Origin of the sequence: Kribbella qitaiheensis, from assembly GCF_014217565.1 — a bacterium.
Taxonomy (GTDB): Bacteria; Actinomycetota; Actinomycetes; order Propionibacteriales; family Kribbellaceae; genus Kribbella; species Kribbella qitaiheensis_A.
Map to the genome: position 1 here is coordinate 2,405,648 of NZ_CP043661.1, position 15,006 is coordinate 2,420,653.

The 15,006-nt window shown below is 65.0% G+C and carries 10 protein-coding genes and 1 tRNA gene; 5 read left to right on the top strand and 6 right to left on the bottom strand.

The annotated features are described in order from the left end of the window. Positions 1 to 6: 6 nt before the first annotated feature. The gene (locus F1D05_RS10960) at positions 7 to 414 is read left to right on the top strand and encodes a hypothetical protein (RefSeq protein ID WP_185447355.1); all 408 of its coding nucleotides are present in this window, start codon (positions 7 to 9) and stop codon (positions 412 to 414) included. Positions 415 to 645: 231 nt separating this feature from the next. On the opposite strand, the gene F1D05_RS10965 is transcribed toward F1D05_RS10960, so the two are convergent. Continuing rightward, positions 646 to 1,224 carry a hypothetical protein gene (locus F1D05_RS10965; protein WP_185447357.1) on the bottom strand — a complete coding sequence of 193 codons (579 nt, stop codon included), beginning with the start codon at positions 1,222 to 1,224 and terminating at the stop codon, positions 646 to 648. Between the two features lie 434 nt (positions 1,225 to 1,658). On the opposite strand from F1D05_RS10965, the gene F1D05_RS10970 reads away from it, so the two are divergent. After that, the gene (locus F1D05_RS10970; RefSeq protein ID WP_206686169.1) at positions 1,659 to 3,866 is read left to right on the top strand and encodes a DEAD/DEAH box helicase family protein; all 2,208 of its coding nucleotides are present in this window, start codon (positions 1,659 to 1,661) and stop codon (positions 3,864 to 3,866) included. Between the two features lie 778 nt (positions 3,867 to 4,644). Then, a complete protein-coding gene (locus F1D05_RS10975) occupies positions 4,645 to 5,280 on the top strand; it encodes a hypothetical protein (protein ID WP_185447359.1) in 636 nt (211 codons plus the stop codon). A gap of 253 nt (positions 5,281 to 5,533) precedes the next feature. Here the strand turns inward: F1D05_RS10975 and F1D05_RS10980 are convergent, their stop codons facing one another. The 4 genes from F1D05_RS10980 to F1D05_RS10995 form a co-directional block, all read right to left on the bottom strand. Then, on the bottom strand, positions 5,534 to 6,094 hold the full coding sequence (locus tag F1D05_RS10980; protein WP_185447361.1) for a DUF6283 family protein: 561 nt from the start codon (positions 6,092 to 6,094) through the stop codon (positions 5,534 to 5,536). Beyond that, positions 6,084 to 6,296, bottom strand: a complete 213-nt coding sequence (locus tag F1D05_RS10985) for a hypothetical protein (protein WP_185447363.1) — start codon at positions 6,294 to 6,296, stop codon at positions 6,084 to 6,086. The genes F1D05_RS10980 and F1D05_RS10985 overlap by 11 nt, the downstream gene beginning before the upstream one ends. Before the next feature lie 176 nt (positions 6,297 to 6,472). After that, entirely contained in the window at positions 6,473 to 7,150 is a 678-nt protein-coding gene (locus tag F1D05_RS10990; protein ID WP_185447365.1) for an NYN domain-containing protein, read from the bottom strand. Positions 7,151 to 7,602: 452 nt separating this feature from the next. Continuing rightward, positions 7,603 to 9,063, bottom strand: a complete 1,461-nt coding sequence (locus F1D05_RS10995) for a hypothetical protein (RefSeq protein ID WP_185447366.1) — start codon at positions 9,061 to 9,063, stop codon at positions 7,603 to 7,605. A 516-nt stretch (positions 9,064 to 9,579) separates the two neighbouring features. On the opposite strand from F1D05_RS10995, the gene F1D05_RS11000 reads away from it, so the two are divergent. Both F1D05_RS11000 and F1D05_RS11005 read left to right on the top strand, forming a co-directional pair. Beyond that, a complete protein-coding gene (locus F1D05_RS11000) occupies positions 9,580 to 10,083 on the top strand; it encodes a hypothetical protein (RefSeq protein ID WP_185447368.1) in 504 nt (167 codons plus the stop codon). An 805-nt stretch (positions 10,084 to 10,888) separates the two neighbouring features. Beyond that, positions 10,889 to 12,784: a hypothetical protein gene (locus F1D05_RS11005; RefSeq protein WP_185447370.1), complete on the top strand. Its 1,896-nt coding sequence runs from the start codon at positions 10,889 to 10,891 to the stop codon at positions 12,782 to 12,784. 1,905 nt (positions 12,785 to 14,689) lie between these two features. Here the strand turns inward: F1D05_RS11005 and F1D05_RS11010 are convergent. Then, positions 14,690 to 14,766, bottom strand: a tRNA-Met gene (locus F1D05_RS11010). Positions 14,767 to 15,006: the final 240 nt, after the last annotated feature.

The window sequence follows — 15,006 nt, forward strand, 5'->3', positions numbered from 1 at the left end:
TGCGGCGTGCCCGACCAGGATGTCGAGCTCCATTCCACGATTCACGAGGTCGTCGGGGCTTTCCGGAGCCGCTACGGCGAGCTGATCGACGATCCGGAGTTCGTGCGGGAGCGGTGTTCTGAGCTGTCGGAGAAGTTCGCTGAGCTGTGCCGCGATAGTGGGGTTCCGGCGTGTGTTGTCTCCGGAGCGCGCTTTGGTGAGGATCCCAGATTTCCTGGCGTGACCCTGCTGCTGGCGGGTCACTACGCGACGCAGGTCCCAGCGAGGTGGGACGAGCTGCGGCAGGAGTGGAGCGGTGAGCTGGTCGTGGACTGGACGGCGCATCAGTTCGGCGATCCAGAATGGTCCGTGGACTTGCCGGTGCCGTGGATGACGAGCCTCGACTGTTGGCGGGAAATTTGGCGACACCTGTAACCGGACCGAGCACGGACACAGTGTCGGCAGCTGCATATGCCATCCTGCTATGTCGACCAAGGCGACACCGCCACTGAGTGAGGCGTTCGCGAAGCGACCGCGTTGACCACGCCATGGTCGACCGCTCAGTCCAGGCCGGTCAGCTGGTAGGCGCGATGATCACCACTGGGGTCGTCGACTGTTGGCTGGCGGTGCTTGCGACCGCGTTCGCGTTGGTCCGCCTGCGTGGGCTCACGCAAGCTTCGAAGGTGTTGGGGATGTCCCGTTGTGGGTTGAAGAACGCTCAGCTGCGGCGATCACGCGGCGCGGTGATCCCTGATAGAGCCAAGCCTCGATGTCGTCGAGGTCGACGAGCAACTGATGCCGGTCGGTGTAAGTTCGCGTGATGCGGGCGGTCCGGAAACCGGGACCAGCCACATCGTAGGACAGCCCGTCGTCGCCAGTGCCGATGAAGGTCTCCTCGGCCGACTCGATCAGTGCGGGCGGCACGATTGGCTGAGGTCCCACGAGCGCGGTGGCCTCATCTATGCTCTGCGCGCAGGCCTCGTCAGCGCGCCTATGCCAGTCCATCGATTCCGCGCGGTAGTTCTCCATCAACTCGGCTTGCTCGTACGCGGCCGCTTGGATTCTGCCATCTTCCAGGTATTCGTCAGTGTCCAGGGACGGCCGGTAGATCCAGCAGTAGTCAGGTTCATCCAGGTTGGCCCAGCCACGCCGGCGCAGGCGCCGACCGAGATCCTGGTCGGTGTAGTCGGCCATCGGGATCGGTGAGCCGACGAGCGTGCCATCACCCGGATTGCGCAACTGCATCGCGTACTCCCTGCGTTCCAGGTGACGCCTGGGGTCAGGCGATCCGGGGAGGGAAGGTGGCGCATCTGACGCGGTGGTCGGCTTGGTCCGCACTCGGGCACTCCGCGGCGCGTCTCGCTTCGACATCGAGGTGTCTCCATTGCAGTCGGGGTCGATTCCCACGAATAACGAGGCCATGGTTCCGGCGTCACGACGAGCGTGCAGAGACCCAACCCCAATCGACTGGTGGACTGCGTACCGAAGTCCAGCCAGGCAAATCTGCACCCTTCTCCAGAAACCGGAGAAGGGTGTGCAATAGCGCGCCACCGACGCAGAGCAACTCCACGATCCCGCCGTCGCGCGGAGCAGACAAACGGGATCGCATGCGGGCTGCCGGCCCCCTGGTTCGCGGAGCCGGCAGATTCTGTCACCGACTGCCGATAGCGTCATGACGTGTGACCACTGACAGTTGGAACAAGGGCGCCGGGCCGGCACCGCGCCGTGCGGGCTCAGCCTGGTCGGCCGAGGACACCGCGACACTGCTCGACGGGCTCCGGCGCGGTATAGCGCTGCAAGCACTGGCGGGAACGTTGCAGCGCACGCCCGGAGCGCTGCAGGCACGTTGTCAGGTGCTGCTGCCGCCGCAGCTACGGCCGGCGTCGTGGGCTGAGGCGGAGACTGTGCTGCGAAGACAACTCGCGACCAACCCGAACTTCGCCATGGTCACGGAGCCGGCCCGGACATCGAGCCAGCCCGGGAACCCTGGCCGGGCTGCCGCGGGCTCACCTCTTCTGTTGAGTGGCGAACAGCGACAGATGATTGACGCCGTACGTTCAGGACACGATGTGATCGTCGATGCGACGGTGGGATCGGGCAAGACCACGGCGATTCAGGCGTTATGTACCGAAGTGGGCCGTGATCGTAAGGTTTTATACCTGACTTACAGCAAGCTACTCAAAGCCGACGCGCAACGCCGAGTGAAAAACGCGAGAGTGCAGAACTACCACGGGATCGTGTACCCAGCGCTGTTAGAGGCGGGCATCAAATGTGGTCTCGATGAATCCATCCGGCGATTCAATGCGGCATTCGCCAACCTCTCAGCACCACTACCCAAATATGACCTTCTTGTGGTTGACGAGTATCAGGACATCAACGAGGAATACGCGCAACTGCTGCGCAACATCAAGTCACTGAACCCGGCGATGCAAACCGTCCTAGTCGGTGACCTGGCTCAGAAGGTGCACTCGAACACGACCCTGGACGTCCAGCGGTTCTCCAGGGAGATCACTCGGCAGGCTGAACTGCTGCCGTTCACTCAGTCCTTCCGAGCAGGTCGAGAACTCGGCGCGCTACTCAGCGAGGCGTGGAACAAGCCGGTCGTGGGCGTCAATCCCTCGCAGGCGATCCGGTACGTCTCCTACCACGAGGCGCTCGACCTCATGGGAGCGAAAAAGCCGGGCGAACTGCTGTGCCTGGGCAAGCGAAACGGCCAAATGGCAGCAGCCTTGAATCACCTCGAACGTAATCAAGGTGAGGTCTTCAACAAAGAGACCGTCTACGCCTCCATCCGCGACGGCGATACCACTGTAACCTACAACGAAGATACCGCGGTATTCACGACATTCGACTCCAGCAAAGGACTGGAACGCCCGACAAGCGCGGTGTTCGACTACGACGAAAACATGTGGGACGTGCGCTGCGGATTCCCGAACGTGGACACAACCGTCATGCGCAACGTGTTCCTGGTCGCAGCCTCCCGAGGAAAAGACGAAGTCGTCTTCGTGCGGTCACAAAACGCTCGGAGGCACGCCAAGAGCATCGGCTTCATCCCTGTGCAGCGGTTCACGCAACTACTGACCGATCAACGGCCCAAGTATGACAAACCGTTGCTGGCGTCGGACTGTTTCGACTTCACCTACGCCGAGAACCTCCAGTCGTGTGTCGACCTGCTCGACAGGCGACGCCTCGACGACGGTGCCGGCGAGGAGATCACCATCGACCGTGTCGACGGGCTGATCGACCTGTCCCCCGTTGTCGGCCAGTACCAGGAGGCGGTGTTCTTCGACAACTACGACCCTGCCCTAGAAGTGATGCTGAACCCCAAACCGATCGCGAAGCAGCTGCAGGCCAGGCTCAACGAAGACCCCTGGCACAATGCACTACTACTGACCGCCGTCGACACAGACCAGATGCGCTACGCAGAACAGGTCACCCGAAAAGTCGGTGCCGAAGTTCGCGACGCGCTGACCAAGCGGCTGGCCACACAGCTACCTCGCGACTGCGCAACGCAGTCACCAATGGACCTGTCAGGAATCGCCGCTACCCCCGAGGCGGCGACGCCGATCACGTTCGTAGGTGTTGCCGATGCCATCCACGATGGTCAGATCTTCGAACTGAAGTTCGTCTCCGAACTCGACCGCGCCATGTTCCTTCAGCTGGCCCTCTACCTGGTGATGGGCGGCCACCCGACGGGCATCCTGTGGAACACGCGCACCGACGAACGCTGGGCCGTGCAGGTGCCCGACCGCAAAAAGTTCATGCACGCAGTCATCCGGTGCGTCACCAAACAGCACTACCAAGAATTCCGGACAACACCACAGCGACCGGAGCCGGGCGGCCGGCTCCGCAGGATCACAGACGGCTTGCTCGGCCGATCGCGATGAGACGGAACAACCGCTGGCAGATGCCCAGCCGTGATCAGAACAAAGCGTCGATCAACCTGACTCGCACAGCTCGCTAAGGCTTCTGGACACGTGGTACCTCGTCACATGGCAGGGCCCTCGACCACTGGGGCAAGGTGCTGTTGTTCTTGAGTCATCCAGAACCGACCCGAGATCGTCGACCTGTCGACTCGCACGGCCCCACGTGCCGTTGAAGTCTGGAACCTGACCATCCACGGACTACAGCCCTCATCTCGATGCAGGCCGATCAGCAGACTCGTAGAGGCAAGAGCGTGAGCGGCTGTCGGTTCTCGCGCCGCCGGCAGACACTTTCCTGGGTCCGGTATGAGCTGGCGGGTCCTGTTTGGCCCCCCGACCCGCCGAGGATCGTCCTCCCTTGCTAGCAGTGTTGTTGGCAGTACGCTCACCTGCGGCGGGTTCTGGATGCCCGTAAGGTCTGTCGACCGGCCCCCGGTGGTCTGTCAGCCATAGGCCCGGGGTGTGGTGCACCCAGTCCAGGTTTCCTGGCGCGCATGAGCTTGCATGCCCTCGAATCGTTCTCGTCTGGCCGGGCAGCCGGGAGAGGACTGCACTCGTGCCCACTCGTTCAAGGCTGGCCTACCGCCGTAGCCGCTATACCGGTGAACCTGCACCACTGGCGCGCCGGGGTGTCAGCCGCGACCGGACCCACGGGCTCGACGCGTGCAGCCCGGCGCAGCTTGAGCTGCGGTCGTTGCTGTTCTATTTCGCGTTCACACGTGGCCCCTGGCACCTCGCCCGAATGTTGTTCTACACATGGGATGCGAGTCCACAGCACGACATGTTCGTGATGACCAACGTCACCGCTCCGGAGAACCTGGCACGCACTGTCGGAGCAAAGGGATACGACCGGCCTGGCCTGCCAGGCCTACGGTTGCTGCCCGATGCGGGTACCGGAAACTACGACTTCGTTCATCTACCGACCGGAGGCCGGCTGCGCGTCCTGACCGGCGGCGAGGGCCGGTACGGCGACCTCGCAGCCGTCGGCATGCGGCCCCCGGATGACGACGAGGCCGAGGGCCTGGCCGCGGCGGCGTCGATGAGCCACCACACCAAGCGGCTGTTCGCTGCCTTGCTGGCAAGGTGCAGCTGCCGCACGATGGACGGGCGCTGGGACGTCGGCCAGTTCTTCTACGCCAGCGACCACGAGTTCGCCGACCAGCCTGGCCGGATGGCCGTCGAGGAACGCTTCGAGCTGACGGGGTCTGGCGACCGGTGGGAGCTGGCCTGGTCGCTAGCAACAGCCCCCGAAACCTTCACGCGCCCACTCATCACACCGGGGATCGAGTTGCCCGGGGCAAGAATCACCGTCGAACAGGCTGGGACGGTCAGCACGATCAGGTTGGGCACGGCACAGCTCCGGCTGATCCGTCAGTGACGGCCAGCCGGGCATACTCCACCTGCGCCGTGCCCGTCAGAGAAGGTTGGCCATCGTCCAGCGTTGCGGCGTCCAACAGCCGTCGGGGGCGAGGGGCCGGCCGTCGAGCACCGGCCGCGGCAACCCCGCGCCTGGCTGACTGGTTCGTCGAGTCCCGGCGTTCGCGGTCCTCCTGTGCAAGCCAGATCGGCACTGGGACGCCGACAGCGAAGCACTGCGGGTCGCACAGACCAGCAGCTCACCATGGGCTTGGTCAGCCCAGTACAGGGCTGTTCCGCAGGTGGGGCAGGCGAACCACTCCCCTGGCTCCTCGCACCAGGCGGGTGCCTCTTCTGCAACGGGCATCGGTCAGCGGTCCGAGGTGGTGATGTCGGAGCGGGCCCCGGACGACTTTGGCGATCGCGCGCCGTGCGTCGTCACCGGGCTCTGCCAGGTCGCGCAGCCCGTGGGCTGCGGCTTCCTGTCCGGTTGCGAACAGTGGCACTGGTGAGACGTAGTTCCTGACGCGGTCGGCGGTCTCGGGGCTGATCCGGCCTCGCACGACTGCCATGCGCAAGGCAAGGAGATTGTTGCCGTCGTGGCAGCCGGCCCAGCCGGCGCAGATCCGTTTGCGCTGGCTGTTCGGATCGGCGAGGTGGCACAGGAAGAGCCGACCCGGTTGTTCGGGTGTGGTGGCGTCGTAGCTGGCGAGCTTGGCGTACTCGGTCGCGTCCCAGACTCCGGACGGTGCGTCGATACGGTAGGGGTCGGAGTCGCACGGGCGGGGTGTCGGCGGGGCGATCTGGTCGGGCTCCAGCTCGTGCTCACTTTCCATCTCCGGCTGGTTCGGGACAGTGCAGAGAGGACTGCGCGGCGTCCTGTCTGCTGCGGGGCAAGGTGCTTGTGTCCGGCCGGCCGGCCGGGTGGTTCGCAGCTGCGTAGATCAGTTCTTCGTTTCCGCTGTGGGGGTCGGGGTAGATCTGGCCGTCGACCCGGAAGTATTCCAGGACTTCGCGGAGCGCTTCGTTGACGGCCATGACCAGGAAGTGTTCAACCCAGAGCTTGCGACCTGGCACGACCAGCACCGGGCCGGTGGAGCCTGACCCGGTACGAACGTGATGCGGCGTCTGCACAAGTGACGAGTTCGGTGATTCGTCAAGCATGGAGATGCCAACCGGCGAGTATCCAGGTATCTACAGGAGGACCCGTGAGGTCAGTACCTTGTGGGATCCCAGCTGGCCCGGAACTCCATCTCACCGAGCTGGGTGTTCCACAGCGGCCGAGACCGATCGGTGGGATGCAGTTGGAACTTCGTCTTGGTCTGAGCGTCGTACCAACAGAAGGTCTCGACCTTGGCGCTCCCGGATATGCGGACCTCGTCCAACGCGGGCACCAGGTCGGAGTCAGAGGTGGCCAGGATGACCAAATCGGTCGCAGGGTTGCGGGCCTCGCGGACAGTCGCCAGTGCGCACAGCACGTCTACGCCCTTCTCCTGGGGTCGGCCGATCGGGATCTTGACGCCGTTGATGTCGTGGGCCGGACGACCGGTCACGTGACGCTGATAGTGGTATTTGAGCGGTCGCAGGGTGACCGTCACCCGCTGATCCCGTTCCCACTGTGCCTTCTGCGCCTGGCTGCGGTTGTAACCGTCCGGGTCGTGCTCGCCCGAGGGCTGGCCCCGATACACCAGCACCTTCCTCAACACCGCAGGCTGGCCAACCCCGGGGCGTTGCCGCTTGTTGCGAGTGGCGATTAGCTGGTTCGCGAACCGCAGAGGATCGATTAACGTCTCGTGCCGGGGCCAGTTCTTCGCCGAGGCAAACAGATCGTGGCCGGTCAGATGGACGTTTTGATAGTCGATGATGACCGAAGCCCGAAGTTCAGCGTCCATAAGCACCCTCAGGACGAAAAAACCCCACCAGTCCCGGAGGACGGTGGGGAGCTATGTCGCCACTATGGCACACAGCCCGCCACCACACGAAACAGCACCTCTCCGACCCATGCACCCCGCGGGGCCGTATCCAACGCGCCGCGTACGTATCCGGCTGCCAGTCCTCCTGGCCAGCTCCGTGGTCGTCTCTGCTGGACGGTCCGCGGCCGGGGCGCGAGCAGGGATGTCGGTGGTCATCGGGGTTCCTGTCCGGTGGCTTGCAGTGCGGCGATGAAGGCCCGCGGCACGACGCGGAGCTGGTGTTGGTCGGCATCCGAGGGCAGTTGGCGCGATCGAGTAAGTCGGCGATGTCGTGGGCCGGCATGTCCAGGTCGATTTCGGTCATCGGGTTCTCCAGGTCGGGGTGGATGGTTGATTGCCAGGCCGCCGCCGGTACGTCCGGCGCCGGGCGGTCAGTTCTGTTTGGCGGCGTCCTCGAGCTGGCGGGAGCTGAAGGTGATGCCGGTGTCGGGAGCGTCGCGGACGAGGTCCATCAGGCCAGGTAGCGGGGCGGGGCGGTGGGTGACGGTCGCGGTGATATCGGTGAGCAGGTCACCGAGCAGGTGGGCCAGGGTGCGGGCACCGGAACCTGAGTAGCCCCAGGCGATCCCGGCGCCGGACAGCTGGGGTGCGAGCCACAGCCGCCCGTCGGCGGTGCGGACCCACACCACGTGGTCCTCGAGGATCACCGCGGCCAGGTCGGTACTGGATGCGATGCGCTGGGGTACGGCGACGAAAAGCGCGTCGCGTCCACGGCTGATTGCCGGGGCGCCGGTGTCGGGATCGACCAGGTGCCGGTCAGCACCGGCGGCCTCGCTGAACGTGGCGAACGCGGCCAGCTGCGGATCGGCGTCTACGAGCCGTTCAGCCCATTCCTTCGCGGCCGCGCTCTGGGCGGGCCGGACCTCGATCCGGGTGGAGTAGGGCAGGTCGGTTCCGCCGTTCCACTCGATCGCGACCTTGACGCAGTCACCGGCCAGGGTGTCGGTGCGCTGCAGCAGTTGGGCCCAGGCATCGCGCCGGACCAGTTCGGCCGGCGCCGGGGCTTCGTGGCCGGGCGCGGCCAGTGGCGTCGCGGCGATCAGGAGGTGCCCGTCCTTGACGACAGGCGTGCCGGCGAGCATGTCGACCTCGTGGCGGGCCTGGTCGAACGCGCTGGTCTCGATCTCGTTGGCCAGCGCGGTCAGCATGGCCCGCACGCTGGTCTGGCCGGGTTCAGCCGCAGCCGCACTGCGGAGTACGGCGGTGTCCGCGTCGGGCAGCGGCGCTGATTCCACCGGTGGCCTGCCCGGTTCCCACCGGTCCAGCTCGCGCGGTTTGAGCAGCGACGTCGGCCACCACGGCACCGGGCCTCCAGTGACCGCGGCCAGGTCTTCCCAGTCGGCGCGGTAACCCACCGACCGGCCGCGCTTTTGGGCCTTGCGGTCGTGAGCCGACAACTCCGGGCCGAACGCGTCCAGGAATACCGACACCCGCACCAGCGCGTCGACATGCGGCAGTTGCTCGAACAGCTCCGGCACGCCCTGATCGCGGGCCCACTGCGACGCCGGCGCCGGATACCAGACCCCGACTCCGCCGATCGCGGTGTCCCACACCAGCACCGACCCCAGCCGGTTCGTCACCACACCCCGGTACCGGACCCAGTCGCCCGGCTCCAGGCGCCGGAACAGCACCGGCGCTTTCGCGGCCAGCTTGTGCCCACTGGCCACCAGATACCGCCAGACCGTCGCAGGATCGAAGAAGTCCCGGCCCCCCTCCCGCTCGACAGGCGCGGGGAATCCCGGCTCTTTGCGCAGCTGGTGCACCCGGGATCGCGACACCCCGAGCAACGTCGCGATGTCCACCATCGACAACCGGTCTTCCACCACAACCACTCTCCTAACGGTTCCGTTAGAAGCAACACTAACGGAACCGTTAGGAGATGTCTAACGGTTCCGTTAGATCAGGGTTGACGGCTGATGGATCGTGCCGCGTCACACCACAGGGCAATGGCGCGGCAACGCCGACACCTCAGGCACCGCAACCCGATGATGATCACGGGGCTGCGACCGTAGCCGTAACCATTGCCGCGAGCGTAGTCGACGTGGCCCGGGTCCGCAGCTACCGCGACCACGATCACTGACTCACCCCGCGCGACACGGTGACAGGGATCCCACGCTGCCCGGCAGGCGTAACCCGCGACGCTGAGCGCGCGTTGGAGATCGTGCAGGCGGTCACGTAGCTGGAACTATTCGGGGGAGGTTCCAGGCCGGATATGTGGCGTCAGCCGGGGCCCGGCGTTCCTCAACTACTGCGCGCCGGGCCTACTTCCTTTAACAATGTCGCTGCCGAGCCATCGGCGTCGGCCGGGCCTGCCCCGCGCTACCGCGTTGAGCCCCCACACTGGAGCAGTGGACGACGACCTGATCACGGCGCAGATGGTGCGGATCACTCCGATGCTGTTCGAGGCACTGGCCGGTGCCGACGGCGACCCGATGATCGCCGCGCGGTTCCCGGACCTGCGAAGCACCTGGTCAGGAACAGAGCAGCAGACACGGGCCGCTTTGCTGCTTTCGCTGGCGTGGCACGCGCGAACCCGGGAATCGGTGGCTGGCGATACCACCTCTCAGCAGTACCCCGGCGACCTGCAGAAGTTCGCCGTCGACCACACCGGCGACCTCGAGTCTTTCCACGAAGACAACTACCCAGCACGGCCGCTACCCGGCCGTGCTGGGGAGCGAGTCACCTCCTACACCGAGGGCCGCGCGGATCTCACCCTCAGTCTGGAAACAGCACTCATCCTGTTCGGCACCCAGTCACCAGCCCCCAATGACCTCGACGAGGACGACGCCCTACCTGCCAACCGCCAACACGGTGTGCGCACCAACGCGGAACAACCCCATCGCCTCGGCTGAACAGGCTGCCCAATGGTCAGTCCCCGGTGTGCGGAGGTATCCGGATATCGACAGCTTCTGATCATTGGACGCGCCACGTCGGCATCAACGTGGCTCTCGTCAATGACGGCCCGGAGTGACGGCATTGGTAACCGTGTCCGGCATGCCCAAGGTCCACATGACATCAAGAGCTGTTCAGATGTCAGTACGTGCAATCGGGTCGACCTGAATTACAGCTGGGACTAGTGTGAATGACCTGGGAGAGTCACTCTCTCAGCACCGCGGCAACGTCGGCTACCCTCCCCAGGTTTGTCCGGGGCCGCTGGCAACGAGTTCCTCCTCCTCGTTGGCCTGAAACTGCTGGACTGCGCCGTCGGTACGTGCCCGGTGAGGCGGGCACGTACACCACACGACCGGCGCAGTCCGGCAGCAGCCAAGTACCCCAGGGACACAACGCCCGAAGGGTGCCATAGCGCGGCATTCCAAGCCCGGCTCCGAGCAATCTGGCCCTGAAACGACCAGACGCCATGTCGACGCTCAGTGGCCTCCCACACGGCGCGTCAACAACGGGAAGGCACCCGCATTCCTGGCACGCCGCGATCCGCGGCATCGACAGTAAAGTCGCCTCTCAACTTGCTGCCCTCCAGATCAGCCGACGCACGCAGGGCCTCCGCGGGGCTCTGCAACGTCCCGCTGGCGCCCGGTCCAGAACCTTTCGGCGCGCGTCTCGGGACTGCGACGAGCCCCAGGTAACCCTGTGCGCTTATCCACAGGGTGGTGAAGAGACGGTCGCTTGAAGTGCAGTATCGATGCCAGAATTTGGCCCATGGCTGACAAACGATCTGGAGATCCGGAACAGCGCCGGTGCGGGCGGCCGACTCGAACAGGTTCGCCGTGCGCGGCCATTGTCCGCCGCTCGGCGGTGCTCGACGCGTTCGCGCCCGCCTGCGGCATGCATTTGTCCGACGAGGAGAAGGCTGCCACCCGGACTGCGCTGTGGTCCGAGGAAGGGCAGGTTCTGTGGGCCTTGGAGCAGCGGAATGATGCTCAGGATCTCGCGTCCGCGCAGGACCTGACAGACCTCCTTCGGATGAGGGAGACGAAGGTTCAACGGGCTCTTCGTGAGCTGCAAAAACACGGCACCGTGGCTGCGCGAAAAGTGGATCGCCGTTCGCTGTGGGGCACCACGGACCAGGTCATGAGGTGGGATCGACTCAAGATGCGCTTCCAAGCCGAGATGGAAGGGACCAGCGCCCGAGTCCTCGCCGTCAACTCAATCCTCGCCCAGCATGCTGAGCGGCTCGACAAAGTCTGTCACCCGAACGGTGTTTCGGTTGATCTGCGCAAACCACCGGACCGGGATCCGGCCTCGCCGGCTCGTCATCTGCTGGTTCTGGCGGCCGGACAGCCCGACGCCGCTGCGTGGCTGTCAGCCGCCCTGAGTCGCCCGACGCCCGCCCAAGAGAGAACGCAGGACTATGTCGACCAGTTCGACGACTTACTCGGCCCGCTGGAGCTGGCCGGATGGCGATGTCACGAAGAAGGCTTCGACCTCGACCAAGACGACGACGGCCCGGTCTTGTCCACCACCATGTTCCGGACCTGCATGCTTCTCGCCGCCGAGTACCGGCCCTTCGACGACACCCTCACCTTGACTCCTTTCGAGATGTTCGACGAAGACGAAGAGTTGTTCAGCATCCTGGACAGCAACGAACTAATCGCCCTGGACGTCGATCCCACCCAGGACGTCACACGGCGAGCCGGCGAACTCGGGTTGCTGGAACCAACTCGGGTGACCGTGACGCCCGACGCCGGTATCAGCCTCAACGAGTTCGTCGGGTATCAAATCGCCACGTATGTTGTGGGCCCGGCTGCCCACTACCGGGACAAGTCTGCGCTGGACGTCGCCGGTGAGATCGACGAGCACCCCTACTTGAAGCTCTACCTCGACACCGTCGTCGGCTTCTTCGGATCTGGTGTCCTGCCTGACCTCGTTCCGGATTCCATTGCACTGGGAATCGCGGCTTGGTGCTGGCGGAACAATACTGCCGTCGAGGAGTTCCACCTCCCGACCGATGTGCTGATGGCCAGAGTCAATCTCGCGGTCACTAGAGCAGCCATGGATCACATCGACGAGATCGAGGGCGTCGACTGGGCCGGTCTGATCAACGCCTTGACCGACGACTCCTGGGCATTGCCTGATGGACGCACGATCTCAACGTTGTTCGGCGCGGGCTGGGGGCAGGTCCAACAAACTGTGGCCGAGCAACTCCGGCACTGGCAAGCGATCGACGCGGACGTACTCGGGCCCGAAGCGACACTACGACTCCTGTCGATCGGCGGGACCACCGGATACACCGACAGGTGGTGGGGACGAAGCCGCTGGTCAGCGATGTGCGCGGCGGTCGTAGCTGACGCGATCAGCGCTGAGGTCGCGCTACCAAGCCCGTATCACCATCGAGGATCCGCTCAACTGATCGATGATCTGTCCGATCCCGGCGAACTGGACGACGCGGTGCTCGAGTGGATGATCGATCTTCCAGGCACCGGTGTCGGCGGCCCACAAGGCCTTCGCTTCCACTCTGCTGCCCGGCCCATCACCCGGACGGTCGACCCGCCGAGGTCTGACCTGTCACGGATGCTCAACTCGGAGTACTGCAGGAGCACCGATGGGCATCGGCGACCAGCAGATCTACCGCCTCCCGAGGCAGTAGACCGCTGACCTGGTGCCGACGCGCCGGTGTCCACGTCCGGCTCCGGGACGGATCCCTAGAGCGCGATCGAGGTCCAGCAACGGACCCTGACCGATGCCTCGTGGCGGGCACGTAGACCACACGACCGGCGCAGTCCGGCAGCAGCCAAGTACCCCAGGGACACAACGCCCGAAGGGTGCCATAGCGCGGCATTCCAAGCCCGGCTCCGAGCAATCTGGCCCTGGAACGACCAGACGCCATGTCGACGCTCAGTGGCCTCCCACACGGTGCGTCAACAACGGGAAGGCACCCGCATTCCTGGCACGCCGCGATCTGCAGCATCGACAGTAGAGTCGCCTCTCAACTTGCTGCCCTCCAGATCAGCCGACGCACGCAGGGCCTCCGCGGGGCTCTGCAACGTCCCGCTGGCGCCCGGTCCAGAACCTTTCGGCGCGCGTCTCGGGACTGCGACGAGCCCCAGCCTGGATGTGGTCCGCGTCAGGTCACATCGAGGGCGCTGCATCGTTCCCTTCGTGGCCACTATGAGGTGGCTTGCGGCCCGGGCTTGCACCGGCCACGCAAGGTTGCGACAGGGAGCCCTTCCTGGCACACCGATGAGACCAGGATCGGCCCGCATGCGGCGCACGCCGGGCACTGCCGGGGGCTGGTGGACGTCCGGCCACCGCCTGGACGCGGGCCGATCCTGCCTCGTTCGCTTCCACAAAGGCGGCACCATCTTTGGATGAGAGTTCGGACACCACGACGGTGAACCACCGCTCGGTGGCAATGGCGCCGGACGCTGAGCTCGTCCGGGCCCGGCTGTCTGCTCGCGATAGAGCCTGCGCTCGAGGCGGCCAGTCGTCCGGGCAGCAAGGGGCGCGAGCACACAACGTCGTCGACGGTCCAGCAGCCGAAAGGGCTTCTGCAGCCAGCACCTCAGCACGAAGCGACGACCACCGGGGGCCACGTCGGCATCAGCCGTCGACGGCCGGTCAATCAAGACCCCGGTCGCCAGGGTGGCCAGCTTCCGCCGCTGCCGGCATCAGCGGATGCTCGCCTCGGTGGCGCCTTCGATGCATCACTCCCCCGATGGCCGACGCGCAGTGCGACATCACAGGCACCTACGCCGGGGCCTGGGATCCGGTTGCGGTCCGAAGATCACTTCTCCCCGTAACCATCAGCATCCGTTGCTTCAGCGCCGACGGCAGCAGGCCCACTGAGGTCTTTCCGTACTTTGGCGCGTACCCGGCAGATCCCAGACACGAAGAAGGCCCCTCTGACTTCGGCGTTTTGCCTGGTCAGAAGGGCCTTGGTGGAGCCGCCTATCGGAATCGAACCGATGACCTTCTCAGTATGACTCTCTTGGCCACGATCAAGAATCAGGCATACGTGCTTGCTTCGCCTGGCGGCTGGGAATGCCAACAGTTGGTACTGGGCACACCTGGCCGGTCTCGGTCAGTACGCCGTCATCACACGCAAGACGCAGTCGACCAGCACCTGGGCGAGGTCGGACGCCACATGCAGTCCTGCGCTCGGCCATAGCTGCGGCGGAACTAGCAAGCCACACCCAATGGCGGCTGGAGTACTTGCTTCCGACCACCATTGACGCGAACGCCGAACGCGGCCGACCTGCCCCGGCACGTTCCCGCCAAATCGCAGCGGTGTCCGTTGACCAAAACTAAGCTCTTCTGCTGCCTGGATCGGCCCCGAACAGCCGGCACTCAGGGCGTGACAACGAACCCTCGCAGGCCGGCTCGACCACAACGAATTGCCTGACAGCGGGCCGACGATCCGAAGCTGAGTCACGTCGGGTCAGCTCCAGTGAGGTCCAGATAGCTCGTTCTTAGACCGTAGCCTAGACCGTAGACAACCCGATCTGGCGTCAATGACGAAGGCCCTCTGACCGGTAACTTCCCTGGTCAGAGGGCCTTCAGTGGTAGCGGGGATAGGATTTGAACCTATGACCTCTGGGTTATGAGCCCAGCGAGCTACCGAGCTGCTCCACCCCGCGCCGTTGTGTGTCTAGTTTAGGGAGTTTGGGCCCTGCGACCAAATCGAGTGGCGGTGAGTCTCTGGAGCGGGGAAATCCCGTGTCGGGTGGTGGGGTGCGGGGCGTAGCGTCCGAGTATGTCTCGACTTGCGTTGCGGCCGTTTGAGGCGGCTGATGTGGGGGTTGCTGGGCGGTTGCTGGCAGAGCGGCATGGACGGCATCGCAGGGAGCATCCGTTGTTGCCGGCTGCGTATGAGAATC

Excerpts from the sequence above, each read along its gene's own strand:
- F1D05_RS10980 (WP_185447361.1), bottom strand. The coding sequence starts at position 6,094 with ATGGAAAGTGAGCACGAGCTGGAGCCCGACCAGATCGCCCCGCCGACA.
- F1D05_RS10975 (WP_185447359.1), top strand. The coding sequence starts at position 4,645 with ATGTTGTTCTACACATGGGATGCGAGTCCACAGCACGACATGTTCGTG.
- F1D05_RS10985 (WP_185447363.1), bottom strand. The coding sequence starts at position 6,296 with ATGGCCGTCAACGAAGCGCTCCGCGAAGTCCTGGAATACTTCCGGGTC.
- F1D05_RS11005 (WP_185447370.1), top strand. The coding sequence starts at position 10,889 with ATGGCTGACAAACGATCTGGAGATCCGGAACAGCGCCGGTGCGGGCGG.
- F1D05_RS10965 (WP_185447357.1), bottom strand. The coding sequence starts at position 1,224 with ATGCAGTTGCGCAATCCGGGTGATGGCACGCTCGTCGGCTCACCGATC.
- F1D05_RS10990 (WP_185447365.1), bottom strand. The coding sequence starts at position 7,150 with ATGGACGCTGAACTTCGGGCTTCGGTCATCATCGACTATCAAAACGTC.